The 16,181-nt window shown below is 58.7% G+C and carries 14 protein-coding genes; 8 read left to right on the top strand and 6 right to left on the bottom strand.

Annotated features, from left to right (window positions below; all coding sequences use genetic code 11):
• Positions 1-349 precede the first annotated feature (349 nt).
• Genes mpl through ACRRSD_RS11705 form a run of 3 tightly spaced genes read left to right on the top strand, consistent with a single transcriptional unit; the run spans position 350 to position 2,620 of the window.
• Positions 350-1,699, top strand: a complete 1,350-nt coding sequence (gene mpl / locus ACRRSD_RS11715; RefSeq protein WP_007909560.1) for a UDP-N-acetylmuramate:L-alanyl-gamma-D-glutamyl-meso-diaminopimelate ligase — start codon at positions 350-352, stop codon at positions 1,697-1,699.
• Positions 1,696-2,343, top strand: a complete 648-nt coding sequence (ubiX, locus tag ACRRSD_RS11710) for a flavin prenyltransferase UbiX (RefSeq protein WP_007909567.1) — start codon at positions 1,696-1,698, stop codon at positions 2,341-2,343. The genes mpl and ubiX overlap by 4 nt, the downstream gene beginning before the upstream one ends.
• Positions 2,336-2,620 carry a YceK/YidQ family lipoprotein gene (locus tag ACRRSD_RS11705; protein WP_435038155.1) on the top strand — a complete coding sequence of 95 codons (285 nt, stop codon included), beginning with the start codon at positions 2,336-2,338 and terminating at the stop codon, positions 2,618-2,620. The genes ubiX and ACRRSD_RS11705 overlap by 8 nt, the downstream gene beginning before the upstream one ends.
• Positions 2,621-2,727: 107 nt before the next feature.
• Here the strand turns inward: ACRRSD_RS11705 and ACRRSD_RS11700 are convergent, their stop codons facing one another.
• From ACRRSD_RS11700 to ACRRSD_RS11690, 3 genes are all read right to left on the bottom strand, one after another.
• Positions 2,728-3,369, bottom strand: coding sequence for an oxidoreductase (locus tag ACRRSD_RS11700; protein WP_435038154.1), 642 nt, complete (start codon positions 3,367-3,369; stop codon positions 2,728-2,730).
• A gap of 27 nt (positions 3,370-3,396) precedes the next feature.
• Entirely contained in the window at positions 3,397-5,124 is a 1,728-nt protein-coding gene (locus tag ACRRSD_RS11695; RefSeq protein ID WP_435038153.1) for a C13 family peptidase, read from the bottom strand.
• Positions 5,125-5,226: 102 nt separating this feature from the next.
• Complete coding sequence (locus tag ACRRSD_RS11690) at positions 5,227-5,682, bottom strand: MaoC family dehydratase (protein WP_007909575.1); 456 nt, start codon at positions 5,680-5,682, stop codon at positions 5,227-5,229.
• 180 nt (positions 5,683-5,862) lie between these two features.
• Here ACRRSD_RS11690 and ACRRSD_RS11685 point away from each other — a divergent pair, with 180 nt between their 5' ends.
• The 5 genes from ACRRSD_RS11685 (at position 5,863) to ACRRSD_RS11665 (ending at position 8,523) form a co-directional block, all read left to right on the top strand.
• Positions 5,863-6,228, top strand: a complete 366-nt coding sequence (locus tag ACRRSD_RS11685; RefSeq protein WP_435038152.1) for a CidA/LrgA family protein — start codon at positions 5,863-5,865, stop codon at positions 6,226-6,228.
• Positions 6,228-6,944 (top strand): LrgB family protein, encoded by a 717-nt coding sequence (locus ACRRSD_RS11680; protein ID WP_108226259.1) that lies wholly within the window; start codon positions 6,228-6,230, stop codon positions 6,942-6,944. Before ACRRSD_RS11685 ends, ACRRSD_RS11680 begins: the two co-directional genes overlap by 1 nt.
• A gap of 10 nt (positions 6,945-6,954) precedes the next feature.
• Positions 6,955-7,545 carry an LON peptidase substrate-binding domain-containing protein gene (locus tag ACRRSD_RS11675; protein WP_435038151.1) on the top strand — a complete coding sequence of 197 codons (591 nt, stop codon included), beginning with the start codon at positions 6,955-6,957 and terminating at the stop codon, positions 7,543-7,545.
• Between the two features lie 114 nt (positions 7,546-7,659).
• Positions 7,660-7,890 (top strand): hypothetical protein, encoded by a 231-nt coding sequence (locus ACRRSD_RS11670; RefSeq protein ID WP_435038150.1) that lies wholly within the window; start codon positions 7,660-7,662, stop codon positions 7,888-7,890.
• Between the two features lie 72 nt (positions 7,891-7,962).
• Complete coding sequence (locus tag ACRRSD_RS11665; RefSeq protein WP_435038149.1) at positions 7,963-8,523, top strand: hypothetical protein; 561 nt, start codon at positions 7,963-7,965, stop codon at positions 8,521-8,523.
• A 58-nt stretch (positions 8,524-8,581) separates the two neighbouring features.
• Here ACRRSD_RS11665 and ACRRSD_RS11660 read toward each other — a convergent pair whose 3' ends face one another.
• From ACRRSD_RS11660 to ACRRSD_RS11650, 3 genes are all read right to left on the bottom strand, one after another.
• Complete coding sequence (locus ACRRSD_RS11660; protein ID WP_435038148.1) at positions 8,582-10,558, bottom strand: hypothetical protein; 1,977 nt, start codon at positions 10,556-10,558, stop codon at positions 8,582-8,584.
• A 48-nt stretch (positions 10,559-10,606) separates the two neighbouring features.
• The gene (locus ACRRSD_RS11655) at positions 10,607-12,583 is read right to left on the bottom strand and encodes a hypothetical protein (RefSeq protein WP_435038147.1); all 1,977 of its coding nucleotides are present in this window, start codon (positions 12,581-12,583) and stop codon (positions 10,607-10,609) included.
• Positions 12,584-12,690: 107 nt separating this feature from the next.
• A complete protein-coding gene (locus tag ACRRSD_RS11650; protein WP_435038146.1) occupies positions 12,691-16,167 on the bottom strand; it encodes a calcium-binding protein in 3,477 nt (1,158 codons plus the stop codon).
• Positions 16,168-16,181: the final 14 nt, after the last annotated feature.

Below are 16,181 nucleotides of genomic sequence, written 5' to 3'. Positions count from 1 at the left end.
AAGCAACCGAGATCGGCTCCCTCTCCCGCGGAAAAGTGGACTGGCCGAGTAGACTTACTGATCTACGCCGACCTGAAATATCGAGCCGAACTCAGGATTTGAAGGCAACCGAGATCGGCTTCTGATCGAAGTGTTTTGGCGATTTGCGCCGACCTGAGTTACCGAGTCGAACTCAGGATTTGAAAGCAACACAGATCGGCTCCCTCTCCCTCTGGGAGAGGGCTGGGGTGAGGGTGGCAGTCTGCAGTCGATTCGAGGTGTTAAGACCCACCCACCCGGCCCAATCACCTAAAGAGTGCGATTTCCCCCTCCCTACGCTAACCTGCGGCCATGTTTTACGAGGTCGACTATGCACATTCATATTCTGGGTATCTGCGGGACTTTCATGGGCTCGATGGCGGTGTTGGCCAAAGAGCTGGGCCATCACGTGACCGGCTCCGACGCCAACGTCTATCCACCGATGAGCACACAGCTTGAAGCCCAGGGCATTCAGCTGACGCAGGGCTATGACCCGGCGCAGCTCGATCCGGCGCCGGATCTGGTGGTGATCGGCAACGCCATGTCCCGCGGCAACCCGGCGGTGGAATATGTGCTGAACAAAGGCCTGCCGTACGTGTCCGGCCCGCAGTGGCTGGCGGATCACGTGCTGCAAGGTCGCTGGGTACTGGCGGTAGCCGGTACGCACGGCAAAACCACCACCAGCAGCATGCTCGCCTGGGTACTGGAACATGCCGGCATGAGTCCGGGCTTCCTGATCGGCGGCGTACCGCAGAATTTCTCGGTGTCGGCACGTCTGGGCGGCACGCCGTTCTTCGTGATCGAGGCCGACGAATACGACAGCGCCTTCTTCGACAAGCGCTCGAAATTCGTTCACTACCGTCCGCGCACCGCGATTCTCAACAACCTTGAGTTCGATCATGCGGATATCTTCCCGGATCTGCCGGCAATCGAGCGGCAATTTCATCACTTGGTGCGCACCATCCCGAGTGAAGGCCTGGTCATCCACCCGACCACCGAGCCAGCCTTGCAGCGGGTGATCGAAATGGGTTGCTGGACCCCGGTGCAAACCACCGGTGCTGGCGGCCAATGGCAGGTCAAACTGCTCAGCGAAGACGGCTCGGCGTTCGAAGTGATGTTCGAAGGCGTCTCGCAAGGCACCGTCGAGTGGGAGCTGACCGGTCAGCACAACGTTGCCAACGCCTTGGCGGCGCTGGCGGCTGCGCGTCATGTTGGCGTGGTGCCGTCGATGGGCATTGCCGGCCTGAGTGCATTCAAGAACGTCAAACGCCGCATGGAGAAAGTCGCCGAAGTACGCGGCATCACCATCTACGATGACTTCGCCCACCACCCGACGGCGATTGCCACCACTCTCGACGGCTTGCGCAAGCGCATCGGCGACGCACCGCTGATCGCCATCATCGAACCGCGCTCCAACTCGATGAAGCTCGGCGCGCACCGTGACGGTTTGCCGGATAGCGTGGTCGATGCCGACCAAGTGATCTGGTACGCCCCGGCCAACCTCGGCTGGGATCTCGCCGGCACCGCCGCGCTGTGCACGGTGCCGTCGATTGTCAGTGATTCGCTGGAAGGCATCATCGAACGCGTGAAGAGCCAGGCCCAGCCCGGCACGCACGTGGTGATCATGAGCAACGGCGGCTTCGGCGGTCTGCACGGCAAACTCGCCGAGGCGCTGCAATGAACACTCGTTTTGAGAGCAATGGCCCGGAACGCATCACGCTGGCCATGACCGGTGCCTCCGGCGCCCAGTACGGTCTGCGCCTGCTCGATTGCCTGGTGCGGGAAGATCGCGAGGTGCACTTCCTGATCTCCAAGGCTGCGCAACTGGTGATGGCTACCGAGACCGATGTCACGCTGCCGCCGAAGCCGCAAATGATGCAAGCCTTCCTGACCGAATACACCGGGGCTGCCGCCGGGCAGATTCGCGTGTATGGCAAGGAAGACTGGATGTCGCCGGTGGCCTCGGGGTCTGGCGCTCCGGCCGCGATGGTCGTAGTGCCGTGCTCGACGGGGACGCTGTCGGCGATTGCCACGGGTGCCTGCAACAATCTGATCGAACGCGCCGCTGACGTAACCTTGAAAGAGCGTCGGCAGTTGATTCTGGTGCCGCGTGAAGCGCCGTATTCGAGCATTCATCTGGAGCACATGCTCAAACTGTCGAACATGGGCGTGACGATTCTGCCGGCCTCGCCGGGTTTCTATCACCAGCCGCAGACCATCGATGACTTGATCGATTTCGTCGTGGCGCGGATTCTCAATCTGCTCGGCATTCCTCAGGACATGCTGCCACGTTGGGGTGAGCACCATCTGAGCAGTGATGAATAAGCTGCTGGCGATTTTGCTGGCGCTGCAACTGACCGGGTGCGCCACGGCGCGCACTCTCGACGCCGCCAAACCGGGCGCGCCGGTGGTGTATTCCGGCACGCGGCTGGACTTTTATGCACTGAATGGCGGGTGTTGCGCGATGGATCGGTTCGGGGCTGAGGCGCCGAGCTATCCGGGGCTGGATCTGCCGGCGAGTGCGTTGCTCGATACGCTGTTGTTGCCGTTGTCATTGCTGACCGTGATAGGTGTGAGTTTTCAGGCGACTGGCGGATTGTAGGGGAGTGCTGCGCACTGCCTTCGCGAGCAGGCTCGCTCCCACAGGGGGACGCGGTGCAATGGTGGGAGCGAGCCTGCTCGCGAAAGCTTTCTTCCAGGCGCTATAGATTATTTGCCCAGCTTGCGCAGCTCATCCGACTCGATCACCCGCACGCCATCCTGCTCTTCCAGCGCCAACCGCCACATCGCTCGCGCCAAATGGCAAGCTTCGATGCCACGGTATTTACCCGGAATCAGCTTCGACAACGGTCCGGCGAGCTGCTCGGCCAGACGCGGTTCAGTCCGTTCACCCAATAACAGCGATGGCCGGCAAATGGTCAGTTGTGGCCAGTCCTGCGCGCGCAAAGCCTGCTCCATTTCGCCTTTGACCCGATTGTAGAAAACCGACGATTTCGGATCCGCGCCAATTGCACTGATAACGATCAGATGCCGCGCGCCCATCTCCCGCGCGCGTTTGGCGAACGCCACGACCATGTCCAGATCAACCGCGCAAAACGCCGCTTCCGAGCCGGCCTGCTTGATCGTGGTGCCGAGGCAGCAGTAGGCGATATCGACCCGGCCACTGAGCTGCGGCAGAAATGCCTGTGGATCACCCACGGGATTTTCCAGATGCGGATGTTCGGCCAAGGGGCGACGGGAAGGGGCGAGCACGCGAGAAATTGTCGGCTCGTTGAGCAAACGGTCGAGTAGATGTTCACCGGTCAAACCGGTGGCTCCGGCAAGCAATACGTGCTGAGGCGTCAAGTACATAGTGTCTCTCCCTTGATACTGTTCAGCTTAGTTGCTCTTTATCGCTCCGTCGTTCAATGCAGCACTTTGCAAAGCTTTTCTGGCTTGCTGTTTGCGCAGCAGTTGCCAGTGCGAGAGCACGGTTTTCGGCGCCCAGATCTGCGGCTCCGAGGCTTCGAAATTGTCCGCCAGTTCCCGTTCGGCGACGGTGGCCTTGGCCAGTTTGAAGGCCTGTTCCAGATCATCGGTCTGGTTCAGCGCCTGGGCGAACAGGGCGTCGCCGAAATAGGTGAAGTTGGCTTCTTCCGAGCAGCCGAACGACACCCGATCCGCGCGCGAGGCGGTCATGATCAGCGTGCGTTCGTCTTTCAGCGCCGGGATGAAACCGCCGGAGTAGCACGAGGAAATCACGATGATCTTGTCGCGGTTTTTCAGCGGTGCCAGCACGGCAGCGAGTTCGTCGGCAGGCAGGTCGGCCAGCTCCATGCGCGGCTGGTCGAGCACCAGTTCGTGCTCGGCGGTGCCGTGGCTGGTCAGATAGATGAACAGCAGGTCTTCCGGGCCGCTGCGTTCGGCGAGGGTTTGCGCGGCGCGGCGCAGGTTTTCGCGGGTGGCCATCGGGCGGTCGCCGAGGTGATCGCGGTGGTTGACCAGACGGATCTGGCCATAGGCGCCGAAGCGCGTATGGAGCATATTGGCCACGTAGTCGGATTCGCGCAGAAACACGCTTTGCTTGCCGTCGCCACCGAGTGTCAGGGTGTACAGCTCGACCGCCGGCGTCGAAGCAGGGATGGCGGCCAAGGCGTCATCGAGCAACCGACCCTGAGCGAGCAAGCCGAGTTCGAGGGTATCGGGCAACAACTTGCCGTCGGCGTCGCGCACGCGCTGGCCGTTGATCCAGGTGCCGCTCATCACGCTGCCATCGGTCAGCACCAGGGTGCCGCGTCCGGCGTAGCTGTCGTTGTCGAAGCCGCCGATGTAGAAGCTGCCATCAGGCAGGTTCAAACGGCCCTGACCACTGAATCGCCAGTCGCTGAACGTGCCGATGTAATGGCTGCCATCGGCGCCGATCAGTTCACCCTTGCCGCTCAGCGCGCCTTCCTTGAACTGGCCGAGCCAGACATCGCCGTCGGCGTTTTCGTAGCGGCCCTTGCCGTGCAACTGATTGTTCTTGAAGCCGCCGACGTAGATATCGCCGTCAGCGCTGTTGAAGGTGCCGTTGCCTTCCAGCTGACCGTTGACGAAATGTCCGCTGAACGTGTTGCCACTGGAGTCGCCGCGCTGGCCTTCGCCGTTGGGTTTGCCGTGGGCGAACTGGCCTTGATAGGAGCTGCCGTCGTCCATTTCCAGACGACCGAGCCCGGAATACTGGTCGGCCTTGAATTCGCCACGGTAGGTCATGGCGTTTTCTTTCAGGGTGCCTTCACCTTCGCGGCGTCCCTGCTTGAAGCCGCCGGTGTAGCTGCTGGCGTTGGTGGTCAGGCTGCCCTGACCGTCGAACAGGCCTTGCTGGAACTGCCCGCGATAGATCTCGCCATTGCTGCCATGCCATTCGCCCTGCCCATGCCACTGGCCCTTGTCGAACTGCCCGGCATACCAACTGCCGTTGGGGTAGTCGACGCGGCCCTGACCTTGCAGCAAGCCATCGACCAGTTCACCGCGATAGCGTCCGCCGTCGGGCAGGCGCGCATCCGGCGGCAACAGCGATTCGCCGTCGCCGCAAGCGGTGAGCATCAGGGTCAAGGCAAGGGGTGCAAGACGTGCAATTGAGCGCATAGCGGGATCCGGGCAATTAGGCGACCGAGTATGCCGCAGCTATGCGTCGCATATATAGAGACGTGACGCGAAACAGCGTGAGCTGCTTCGCATCCGGAACCATCAGACGAAACAGAGCGACAGTGGCTCGGCAATATAGGCCGGTTTGTCCGAGCCTTCTATCTCCAGTGTTGCGGTGGCTTTGAGCAGCCACTGTCCGGGTTTTTTCTCGGTGACTTCACCCAGATCGACCTTTAGGCGAACCTTGGAATTGACCTTCACTGGCTGGATGAAACGCACGCTGTCCAGACCGTAGTTGACCACCATTTTCACGCCTTGCGGCAGGATCAGGATGTCTTCCATCAATTTCGGGATCAGCGACAACGACAGGAAACCGTGGGCAATGGTGCTGCCAAATGGTGTTTGCGCGGCTTTGACCGGGTCGACGTGAATGAACTGATAATCACCGGTGGCTTCGGCGAACAGGTTGATGCGTTCCTGATCGATGGTGAGCCATTCGGAACGTCCGAGTTCCTTGCCGACATAATCTTTGAGCTCTGCAACTGGAACATAGGGCATTGAGACTCTCCTTGGGTTCATCGGTTTTATAGTTTTTCAGGTGGGGGGATTTGACCTCCCTGCGAACCACTGTAGATCATCATGGCGATTTGCTCCGGTCAACCGACCATGCTTTTGGCGAATGCCGATCCATAGCGCGGGCATGCTTATAATGCGGGCGACTTGTGGGGGAGATGTCTGATGTTGCTACGTGGCCTGACCATGCTGGTGCTGTTTCAATTGCTCGGTACGGCGCTCAATCATTTGCTGTTGCCGGTGCTGCCGGGGCCGATCATCGGCCTGCTGCTGTTGCTGGTCTTCCTGATCATTCGCGGTGAAGTCGGCGAACCGCTGAACCTCGCGGCCGGCAGTCTGCTGCGTTATCTGCCGCTGCTGCTGGTGCCGCCGGCGGTGGGCGTGATGGTTTATGCGAGCGACATTGCCGCCGATTTCTGGGCAATTGTCGGTGCGTTGGTGCTGTCGTTGATTCTGTCGATGGCTTTTGCCGGCGTGCTGATGCAACGCCTGGTCAAACGTCACGCGCCTGCGTCGGAGGAGGAGTCCTGATGCTTTTCGACTGGCAGGGCGCCTGGGCTTCGGTCATTCATCATCCGCTGTTCGGCATCGGCATCACCCTCGGTGCCTATCAACTGGTGCTGGCGGCTTTCGAGAAAACCCGCTGGATCTTTCTGCAACCGGTGCTGGTCTCCATGTTGTTGGTGATCGGCGTACTGGTCGGCTGCGGCCTGACCTACGCCGAATACCGCAAGAGCACCGAGATCCTCAGCATTCTGCTCGGGCCGGCAACTGTAGCGCTGGCCGTGCCGCTGTATCTCAACCTGCGACGTATTCGGCAATTGTTCTGGCCGATTTTTACTACGCTGGTGATAGGCGGGGTAGTCGCCACAGGCATGGGTGTGTTGCTGGGCTGGTGGTTCGGTGCCGAGCACATGATCCTGATGACCATGGCGCCGAAGTCGGTGACCTCGCCGATAGCGATGCTGGTGGCTGAACAGATTGGCGGCGTTGCGGCGCTGGCGGCGGTATTCGTGTTGATCACCGGGGTGATTGGCGCGATCTTTGGTCCGACGCTGTTGAACCGCCTCGGTGTGCACAGCCCCGAAGCGCGCGGCATGGCGCTGGGCATGACCGCCCACGCGGTCGGCACGGCGGTGGCCATGCAGGAAAGTGATGAGTGCGGCGCCTTCGCGGCGCTGGCAATGAGTCTGATGGGCGTGGCCACGGCGGTGTTCCTGCCGTTGGCGGTGTCGATGGTGGTGTAAGGAAATGTCTATGAGTCTGCCGCTTTTCCCGCTGAACACAGTGCTGTTTCCCGGCTGCAACCTTGACTTGCAGATCTTCGAAGCGCGCTACCTGGACATGATCGGCCGCTGCATGAAGCAGGGCGGTGGCTTTGGTGTGGTGTGCATCCTTGACGGCCACGAAGTCGGGGTCGCGCCTGAGGGTTTCGCGCTGGTCGGCTGCGAAGCACGGATTACTGATTTCCAGCAGCAGGACAATGGCTTGTTGGGGATTCGCGTGCAGGGTGGGCGGCGCTTCCAGGTGTTGCGTACCGAAGTGCAGCGCGATCAATTGATCCTCGCCGACGTCGAGTGGCTGGATGACGAACCCGAGCAACCGCTGCAGGACGAAGACGCTGACCTGGTGGCGTTGCTCAAGGCCTTGGCCGAGCATCCAATGGTGGAAGCGCTGAACATGGGTACAGATGCGCTGGGTCAGCAATCGCTGGCCAATCAACTGGCCTATCTGCTGCCGTTCGCCGAAGAGGACAAGATCGACCTGCTGCAACTCGACGATCCCCAGCAGCGGCTGGATGCGATTCAGGCATTGCTTGACGAGCTACAGGGTGAATTGTTCGCCTAGTTGTACTTTGAATTAACTCACTGCATCTGCCAGCATTGTTTTGCTTTTGTCTTTGTCTTAATTTCAAGTTGTCCGCAGGAAGCGGAAGACTTGAATAAAAATAAGGATGAAAGCATGACTGTATATGAAGATGAATGGACGTTTTGGGATGATATTGCCGGCAAGTATATTTTGAAGCATGCCGAGACGGATCATAACGTTAGCCACGTTATCGAGGCAGCATCCAATTATGCGGACCGGATGGTCATAGCCCGACGTAAACGCAAATCTGAAAAAGTCCCTGTCGGCGAAGTCCCGCGGATGTCGGCAACAGCCTCAACGGTGGTGACCGCGACTGCCGTTTGATTCTTTCCCTTTTTCAGCATTGCCTGCCGTTGCAGTTCATTGACGGCGGGGTGTTTACAGGTGGGTTACCCCATGGCTTCAGCGAAAATAAACAATCAGACCTTCACGGCGCATCTTTATCTCGATGGCCGGCCAGTAGTACTTAATCAACAACGATTGCAACAGGTTCTGCGCGACCTGCGGATAACCAACGGCGAAAAGCTGGATGCCGAAGTGGGGCTGGCGGATTCGCGTGTATCCAGTTTCATCACGCTGGCTGAGCATGAGGATGATGAACCGCTGCTGTTGAAGTTCGTCCCTGAAGGTAATGAGTATGCAGTCAGTCTTGAGCTTGCCGGAACGTTTAAAGGTGCGCGGTTATTTGTAGAGGACAAGACTCATAACCTGCTGGCCAGTACCAGTGCTCCGCCGCAGTATTTTTCAATCAGTACATATGGTGCGTCGAAGGCCTCCTTCAGCAATATCGAATCCGGACCTGCTTATCTCGAGTTGATCTGCGAACCAGGCGACAGGTCCTTGTATCGTCATATCAGCAGCGCAATGAGCACCTTTGTCGATGCAGATCCTAACAGGACGGGGCATAACGCTTTCAATAACAAACCGGCAACGTTCGTGATCAAGGTGATCAAATAGTGTCCAGCCGCTTTTAATAAAAAGGCGCCATTCATTTTCGAGTGAATGGCGCCTTTTGTCAGGCTCGGTAATGCTCGGGCACTGGCCAGGTTACATCGTTGGAGTAGGTGTTTTCGCCTTTAGACAACTTCAATACGACGCCGCCGGCGCGGGCTATTCGATTGATCAAATGGTCATAAGCAGTGGCGCCATGCCGCATGAAATCGGCCCCGTTGGTACCTGCCCACGTGGCTTTCTCGATAGCTTCCGCGTTGTCACCGGCCTTGCGCAAGATATCCTCGACTCTGGCCGCTTGGCTCAAGTCCGAGCTTACCAACCAGATCCTCTCTGCACTGATACCGCGCGTAGGCATTGATATCCGGCCTTCCAGTGTGTCCCCGTCAAAATCCTTGTCGTTCAGGTAAATGTTTTCCACTCGCGGGACCACTTCGATACCACGGGTGTCAATGACATACAGAAAACCCAGCGTTTGTTTGCGACGGAGCAATGGGTAGTCGCGTGAGTTGTCCATTTCAAATGAGGTGTCCGACTCCTCAGCCGAATTGTGTCGATACCCGCTCGACGAATCGCTATCGGAAAAATGCCCTGGATAGCGGTTGGCCTGGCTGTTGTAGTGCCGAGGGTTGGAGTAGTAATCAAATCCCATGTAGCTCAAGGCATTGGCCGCACCGAATGTCGCGCTGAAAGCCGATTTGGTCGTGGAGTCGGAGGGGTTGCCGCGTAGTTTTACCAAGCGTTTGTCCCGAGCCAGTTCAAAAGGCGTACGCAAATCGGCGCGGAACATGGCCGGGATGTCTGTTCGATAAATGTAGTCATGCTGATTGCGCTTGTAGCCGGCATATTCCAGATAACTCTTCAGAAAACTTTCTTCATAGCGTTGTTCAACGGGATGTGAGTCGAAATCGTCGTTTTCGCCTTCATTTCTCATTTTTAGAATGAGTGGCTCCAGTTCGTCTGCAATCTGCTCAAAGCGTGAGTCGTCCAACGTGTTCTGAGTCAAGCGTTTGTACTGTTCGGCCCAATCGGGGAACCGTCCATGTTCCATGTCTTGTCGCAAACGATTTTGCTGAGCCATGCTCAAGTTGTAGCCGCGCAGGATTTGCGCACGTTCAGTCTCGGACTTATGTGGATAAGACCATCTCGATGAGTCGATCAAAAATTTGTGAGTATCCGGCTCGTTGAAACGCGTAGCCCAGTCAGGTGCTTTTCCAAGGGCTTCTGCTTCGATTCGAAATACCAAGGCCTGCGCGCCCTCCAGACGGTACGCGTTCCAGATATCCCCATCGCTCCAATGTGCAAGTTTCAGCGGGACAGATGTATCGCCCCGTGCCTCGTTCGGATCAACTCGAATCAAGCGTCTCTTCTCGTCGGCAAAGGCGAAACCTGCCTCTCTTTTCACCACTCTGAATTCAAACCACTTGCCATACGGGCCAGAGTGCTCAATCGCCAAGTGTTCGTGAACTGAGTAGTATCCCCGCGCATCCGCGGTATGAGACGAGGCAAAGTGCATGGGGTCGTAGTATTCGATCGGCTTCTTCAGGCTCCAGACGTTACTGTCGGCCACTCGATAAAGCGGAGGCCCTGATGGCACCCGCTCACTGGGTAACCTGGCCCGGTAGGCCTTGATCAAATCGTGGAACCCCACCATCACCGTCATCCCGCCGGCGGAACCATCATCGTTGGCGATGTCCGCGAATTTGCGCCCCTTGAACACTTTCAGCCCGTCTGCATCGTGGCGCAAAGACGCGTCGACGTTCTGTAAATAGGGTTCCAGAGGCGACGTCGCTGTACGCGGCCGGGGCGTCTGCGTCTCGGGCATCTGCGTAATCGTTATGCCCGGCTCTACTTTCGTGGTGCTGCTGTGAGGGGCGTCGGCGTTAGTCCCCGGCGACTCGTTCGAGCCATCCGGCCTGACGCGACCAGGCAATCGGGAATCCAGGTCGATGGGCCGATCGTAAGGCGCAGGACGAGAGGTCGGGGTGTCAGGTGTATCTGCTGTTGGCGATGGGCGCAGCGGCCCGGGTTTTTGACGCATAAAGGTCACTCCATGTGGTTGAGTCAGCCATCCGCTGGCTGAATGAGTTCAAGGTCGGTCATGCTCGGGAACCGGCCAGACGATGTCATCGGCGAACGTCTTGTCGCCTTTGGGCAGGTCAAGTATCAGGCCGCCTGAACCGGCAATTTCATCGATCAGGCTGTCGTAGGCGTTGCCGCCAAAGTAACCCGCCGCTCGGCTGTCGGTGCCTGCCCAGGTGGCTTGTTCGATAGCCGCGACATGCTCACCCGCCTGCGCCAGCACATCCCTGACCCGGGCGGCACGCGTCAGGTCGGAACGCACCAGCCAGAGCCGCTCGGCACTGATGCCGCGTGTGGGCGTGGAGATATGACCCTCCAGGTCGTCGAAGAAGAATTTGCCGTTAGCAGGGTTGAATGCCTTGTTCTCTGCCCCGGGAACCACTTCCAGGCCTCGGGTATCGATGGCGTAGACAAATGACGTGGTTTGCTGGCGGCGTGTGGATTCATAACCTTTCGAGTCATCGAAAACGAAAGAGCTGTCAGAGTCGGTTTCGTTGCCGGTTCGTTTACCCTCCGACACTGAGCTGCCCCCCGAATCAGAGGAGTCGCCGGTTCGCCCTTTCGAGCTTTGAGGATTCACGCCGGGAAAACGATTGGCCTGCGAGTTGTAATGCAGCTCGTGATAGAAGCCACCCTTGGTCGCCGCGTAGGCGGTGGCGTCAAGCAGTCCGAACGTTGCACTCAATGCGCGTTTGTTCGTGGTGCCTGTGGGATTGCCTTTGCGGTACATCATCCGACCATCCCTGGCCAGTTCGAATGGCAATCGGGTTTCGCCTCGAAACATCGCCGGAATGTCGGTGCGGTACAGCATGTTGTGTCTGGTTCGCTGGTAGCCGAGATGGGTGGCGTAGTCAGCTAGAAAAACATCGCTGTAGCGGGTGGCGGGCCAGTGATGGTCGAGGGCCAGCCCTTGGCTTCTCAAGTCTTTAACGTAGTGCTCCAGCTCTTCACCGATCAGTCTGAAACGCTGGTCATTGATCGGGTCGAGGGTCAGGCGTTTGTGCTGTTCAGCCCATTCCGGTATCTGGCCGTCACCCGACTCTGTACGTAGCCGACACAGTTGATCCTGGGTCAGGTTGTAGCTGCGCTGTAATTCCAGACGCTGGGCCAATGGCATTTGTGGATGCAGCCACTTCAATGACTCGGCGACAAATAGAGGGTCTTCGGTGTTCTGTGCTCGAGGTGCCCAGTCCGGCGCCTTGCCGGTCGCTTGCGCTTGCATGCGGAAGTCCGGAATCCGTGCGTCATCCACAATGTACATACGCTGGATGTCCTGGTCCGACCATTGCGCAACAGCTGAGCGTCTGTCCCTCGCTCGCGCGGGATCGATGGCAATCCAATGATGCTCCGGGTGCTTGAAGGCATAGCCGAGGATGGCCGCGCCACTGCTCGATCCGAGCGCACGAAACGCGTAGTAGCCATCAGCATCCGCTGTCGCTGAAAACGCATAGTCATCGCCGTTCAGAAAAGTGAGGTGTCGATCCAGACTCCACAGATTGCCCTGCATGGTTCGGTATATCGGTGGGCCAGGCGCCAGGCGCCTGAAGGACATTACCCGATACGCCCTGAGGTCGGCATCGTACTGAACGCAAACGTGTTGCCGGCCTTCGGTGCCAGGCAGGTGCACATCGACCCAGTCCTTGGCGAGATATCGCTTGATGCCGGATTCATTAGCCTTTGGCAGATCGCCAAAGTACGGATGCACGAAATCTTCCAGCGACGTCAGCGAGAAAGCGGGTGTGTCTGAGGTGAACCTCGGTACGACGCTCACTGCGATGGGTGAGTTTTTGGGTTGTGAGGTCCCGGGCCCTTCCACGCGAGGTCGCTTGGGTGAAGAGGGGGCCTCGATCGGTAGATGACCCGGAATGCTTTCCGGGGTGGGGAGAATCGGGTTTCGCGCTGAATGATCCACAGGCTGCGATGCTGAAGCTGCCGGTGTGTCGACTGTCGGTGATTTGGGGCGTGGGCCCGGTTTTTGGCGCATGCATAAACTCCGTTTTTGCGAGTCAGCCTGTCCGTAGGCTGAAGTGAGCAGGTGCCCGTGTGGGCGTCAGATCCACACGGGCACGTCGATGAAACCGGGTAGCGCGGTCAGGTCTTGTTGCTTGAAAAAAACAGATCTTCGGGTTTGATCCGCGCCTGTGGATCGCTATTCAGGCCCCAGTATTTGCGCACTGAGTTGTAAACCACCGTGCCGATGGTTCCTGCTTTGACGCCGATGTGGGTTACATGAACCCTGCCCGCCAGTTCGTTTCGCTGTTGGTGCGTATCGATTTCGGCCAACAGCGCTTCGACGCTGGCGTAGCCACGTGCATCAATGAGGTAAAGCTGCAGCACTTCAAACAGCAGGGAAACCTCATAAATATTGCCGGCCGAGGTCGCCACGTTGATGGACTCCACGGGGGCGTCGTCCTCGATATCGGGTAATTCAATCGTGACACTGGCGATGCGCAAGCGGTTGCCGTCCAGCTGGATGTCCGCGCGGGTGACGGATTCCTTCAGCGTGTGGGTATACAGAGTCCAGGTCGAAGCATCGGCGGTTTTGGCCGCAGCGCCTGGCGTTGAAAGGCGAATGATGGTGTTGCTGGCAAGGTGGACGTCGTAAGTCGAACTCTGCCCTTCGAGCACATAAATGCCGGTGTGCGAACCGGTATCGATCGTAATGCGGCTGGGTTCTGCTGTGATCAGCGTCTTCACGCTGGCCAACGGTCTGACAAAGCGATAATTGCCATTGCGTTGTTTGAGGCAACTGCGGGTACTGCGTACGCGGATACCGGGCTGCTTCGCATCGTCTTCATAGTCCAGCTGTGGAATTTGCAGCCGGTATGAAGTCTGGTCCTGCATGATCAGCACAACGTTTTGTTGCAGGCGTGGCGTGGTGACTTTCAGGCTGTTTCTGCCGCTGTAACCGGTGGCCGCTGCGATGGGCTGGACGACGCCTTTGAACATCACGACCTTCGAAGGCAGCCTGACCGACAGGGTAAAGTCTTTGTAATACAGGTGGGTATTGCCCGAGATGCCTTTGCGCACCTGTACTTCATAGCTGACTTGCACGTCGATGATTTCAGCGCTGTCGAACTCCAGGTAAACGCTGCGGGAGGTTTCGGCGGTGCTGCGCTGGGCAACGAATTCCACCTCACGGTCGGTGCGAGAAACAAAGTGCCGCTTCAAGCCCTGTTCGGCGATCTCGATCGTGCCGCCATTGACGATTTGCGGCGCGGCTGCCGGTTGGCCAATCACGACCACGGCGGGCTTGATATCCACAGGCGTCGCCTCGCCCGGCTGCTGAGGTAACTGAGCCAGCAGCTCGTAACCATCCTGGGTCTTGAAGCGCAATCGATCATTTTTCAGCTGACGTTTGCCATCGATCCATTGGTAGACATTTTCAACGGTCAATACATGCTCAGGGTCGTCGCCATCCTCGCCGCGCAATGAGCTGACCACCAGCGCAGTGTTGACGATCTGCCAACGCTGGATGACATCCGCCGGCCAGCCGAACTCGATCAGGCTCGACTGTTCACCGTCCTCGATAATGGTCGTTCGCGCGTTGCTGCTGGCGATGTAATAACGATCCGCGCCGCTGCCGCCTTCCACCCGACAATCCCATCCGTACAGCGCAATGGTGTCGTCGCCGCCGCCAGCGTTGATGCGGTCGTAGCCATTGGCGGAAATCTGGTTGGCCTCGTCGTTTCCGCTGACACGGCTGGTGCCTTTACGCAGTGTCGAGACGTTTTCGATCGAGGTGAGTTGCGCGACCTCAACGGCATCGACGGCAGGATCAAGACCGCGCAGCGCGACTTTGCCGCTGTGCAGGTTGATGTCGTGGCCAGTGTGGCGAGTGTCACTGAGCGGGCGGCTACCTTCGAAGGCCAGTGTGTCGGAGCCTGCACCGCCATCCAGTACATTGAGGTGCGCCGGTTTGCTGATCCGGTTCAATTCCTGCTCGGTGATGTCTTGATAAAAAGCATCGCTCCGGTCGCCCCCGGTCAGTGCCTTGTGATCTGCGCGATAGGTGAACAGATTGGGCTTGTCCCGGACCCCGATGACCCGGTCATTGCCGTCACCCAGGCGCCAGAAAATGCCTTTATCGTCACCGGGGCTGCCCGATACTTTGCCTTTGAGATTGGCGGGCAGGCCGTTGCTGGCATCGATCACGTCGTCGCCGCCGACAACCACTGCGTGGCTATCGAGTTTGAACGGGCGTTGGCCGGCGCTTTCGTCCCATTGGTAGCGCCAGATTTCAACCGGCTTCAATTCAACCCGGAAGGCGCCATTGAGCACGTGTTCGATGGAGTGTTTGTAGGCCCCCTCCAGCATGTCCTTGGCCGACAAATCGAGCTGCTGCTGGTGGTCGCGATAACCCTTGGAAAGCTTGAAGCGATCCAGTACGTCCTGATCCAGTTCCTTGTTGGTGAAGGCGAACCAGCCGGAGCGCAGGCGTTCTTCAAAGGTCAGTTCGATGTAGTCATCGATGTCGTCCACCACTCGGGCAGCCTGATAGATCATCGAAGCAGCGATGAGCAGTCCGGCAGCGACGAGCCCGACCGGCCCGGCGACGCTGCCAAAGCCGGCCAGCGCAGCAACGCCCAGCACCAGACTGATGCCCGCACCCGCTACGCTCAGACCGCCACTGACGTAGTGATCCTGAGCCACTTTGCCCTGCGTCGCGGCGGCAGCATTGAACGATTTGATAGCGTCCGCGATATCGAAGGGCAGGGTGATGGCGCTGGCGAACATCCCGGCGCCGCGGCTCATGTATTTGCCCACCGACGTCAGCGGGAAATACTTCAGCGCAGTCCCGCCATTCCTGAGCATGGCTTCACCGGTCTTGGTCAGCCCTCGCTCGATGATCAACGAACCGAATTCGGCGGCGATCGAGCCACCCTGAAAAACCGCTTCCAGTGTGTCGCCATGTTTGATCGCATCGATCATGGCCTTGTAGCCGCTGTAGATGCCGAATGCCTGCATGCCGACGCCGGCGCCACTCATCAGATAGCTTTTGTTCTTGCTGATCCAGCCGGGTGCATTTTCCAGCGCGTCGGCGCGATGGATATCCAGTTTTTGCGCAGCCTTGCCCAACTGATTCAGGCGATCCACTGCACTGCCGGAGGCGATGGTTGTATCGGCGACGAAGAGGGCCCCGGCGTTGACCGAACGCTTGCAGGCGATTTCATAGAACAGCATCGCCGCCACATTGCTGTCGGGGGTGTCCACGGACATCAAGCGCGCCTGCACCCGCTCTGCGTCGAAATTGAGCCCGTCGAGAAAGCTTTGATCCACGCGCTGCATGCCGGCATTCGCCGGGCTGATGGGCTGACCATGCACGATCGCGCCCAACGTCTGAAGTTCGACGCGGCTGGTGAGCATTTCGCCAATGCGCAGGGGGCCGAAATGTTTGTCGAGGGATTTCAGCGTGCGTCGATAGGGGGCATCAGCATCGTCTGCCGGCGTTGCGCCGTTGAGCGTGCCCGCCTGCGGTGCATGAGGGTTGGCCGAGGCGCTGAGGGGAATGACCTGGATGGGGCTGATATCGGGTATTTGCAAAGGCGGAGCGATAAGTTTTGACATGTCATTAATCCTTT

The organism is Pseudomonas neuropathica (genome assembly GCF_051174785.1).
GTDB classification, from domain to species: Bacteria; Pseudomonadota; Gammaproteobacteria; order Pseudomonadales; family Pseudomonadaceae; genus Aquipseudomonas; species Aquipseudomonas neuropathica_A.
The sequence above is the reverse complement of the archived record's forward strand: the minus strand, read 5'-3'. Positions and strand labels throughout refer to the sequence as shown.

Excerpts from the sequence above, each read along its gene's own strand:
- mpl (WP_007909560.1), top strand. The coding sequence starts at position 350 with ATGCACATTCATATTCTGGGTATCTGCGGGACTTTCATGGGCTCGATG.
- ubiX (WP_007909567.1), top strand. The coding sequence starts at position 1,696 with ATGAACACTCGTTTTGAGAGCAATGGCCCGGAACGCATCACGCTGGCC.
- ACRRSD_RS11705 (WP_435038155.1), top strand. The coding sequence starts at position 2,336 with ATGAATAAGCTGCTGGCGATTTTGCTGGCGCTGCAACTGACCGGGTGC.
- ACRRSD_RS11700 (WP_435038154.1), bottom strand. The coding sequence starts at position 3,369 with ATGTACTTGACGCCTCAGCACGTATTGCTTGCCGGAGCCACCGGTTTG.
- ACRRSD_RS11695 (WP_435038153.1), bottom strand. The coding sequence starts at position 5,124 with ATGCGCTCAATTGCACGTCTTGCACCCCTTGCCTTGACCCTGATGCTC.
- ACRRSD_RS11690 (WP_007909575.1), bottom strand. The coding sequence starts at position 5,682 with ATGCCCTATGTTCCAGTTGCAGAGCTCAAAGATTATGTCGGCAAGGAA.
- ACRRSD_RS11685 (WP_435038152.1), top strand. The coding sequence starts at position 5,863 with ATGTTGCTACGTGGCCTGACCATGCTGGTGCTGTTTCAATTGCTCGGT.
- ACRRSD_RS11680 (WP_108226259.1), top strand. The coding sequence starts at position 6,228 with ATGCTTTTCGACTGGCAGGGCGCCTGGGCTTCGGTCATTCATCATCCG.
- ACRRSD_RS11675 (WP_435038151.1), top strand. The coding sequence starts at position 6,955 with ATGAGTCTGCCGCTTTTCCCGCTGAACACAGTGCTGTTTCCCGGCTGC.
- ACRRSD_RS11670 (WP_435038150.1), top strand. The coding sequence starts at position 7,660 with ATGACTGTATATGAAGATGAATGGACGTTTTGGGATGATATTGCCGGC.
- ACRRSD_RS11665 (WP_435038149.1), top strand. The coding sequence starts at position 7,963 with ATGGCTTCAGCGAAAATAAACAATCAGACCTTCACGGCGCATCTTTAT.
- ACRRSD_RS11660 (WP_435038148.1), bottom strand. The coding sequence starts at position 10,558 with ATGCGTCAAAAACCCGGGCCGCTGCGCCCATCGCCAACAGCAGATACA.
- ACRRSD_RS11655 (WP_435038147.1), bottom strand. The coding sequence starts at position 12,583 with ATGCGCCAAAAACCGGGCCCACGCCCCAAATCACCGACAGTCGACACA.
- ACRRSD_RS11650 (WP_435038146.1), bottom strand. The coding sequence starts at position 16,167 with ATGTCAAAACTTATCGCTCCGCCTTTGCAAATACCCGATATCAGCCCC.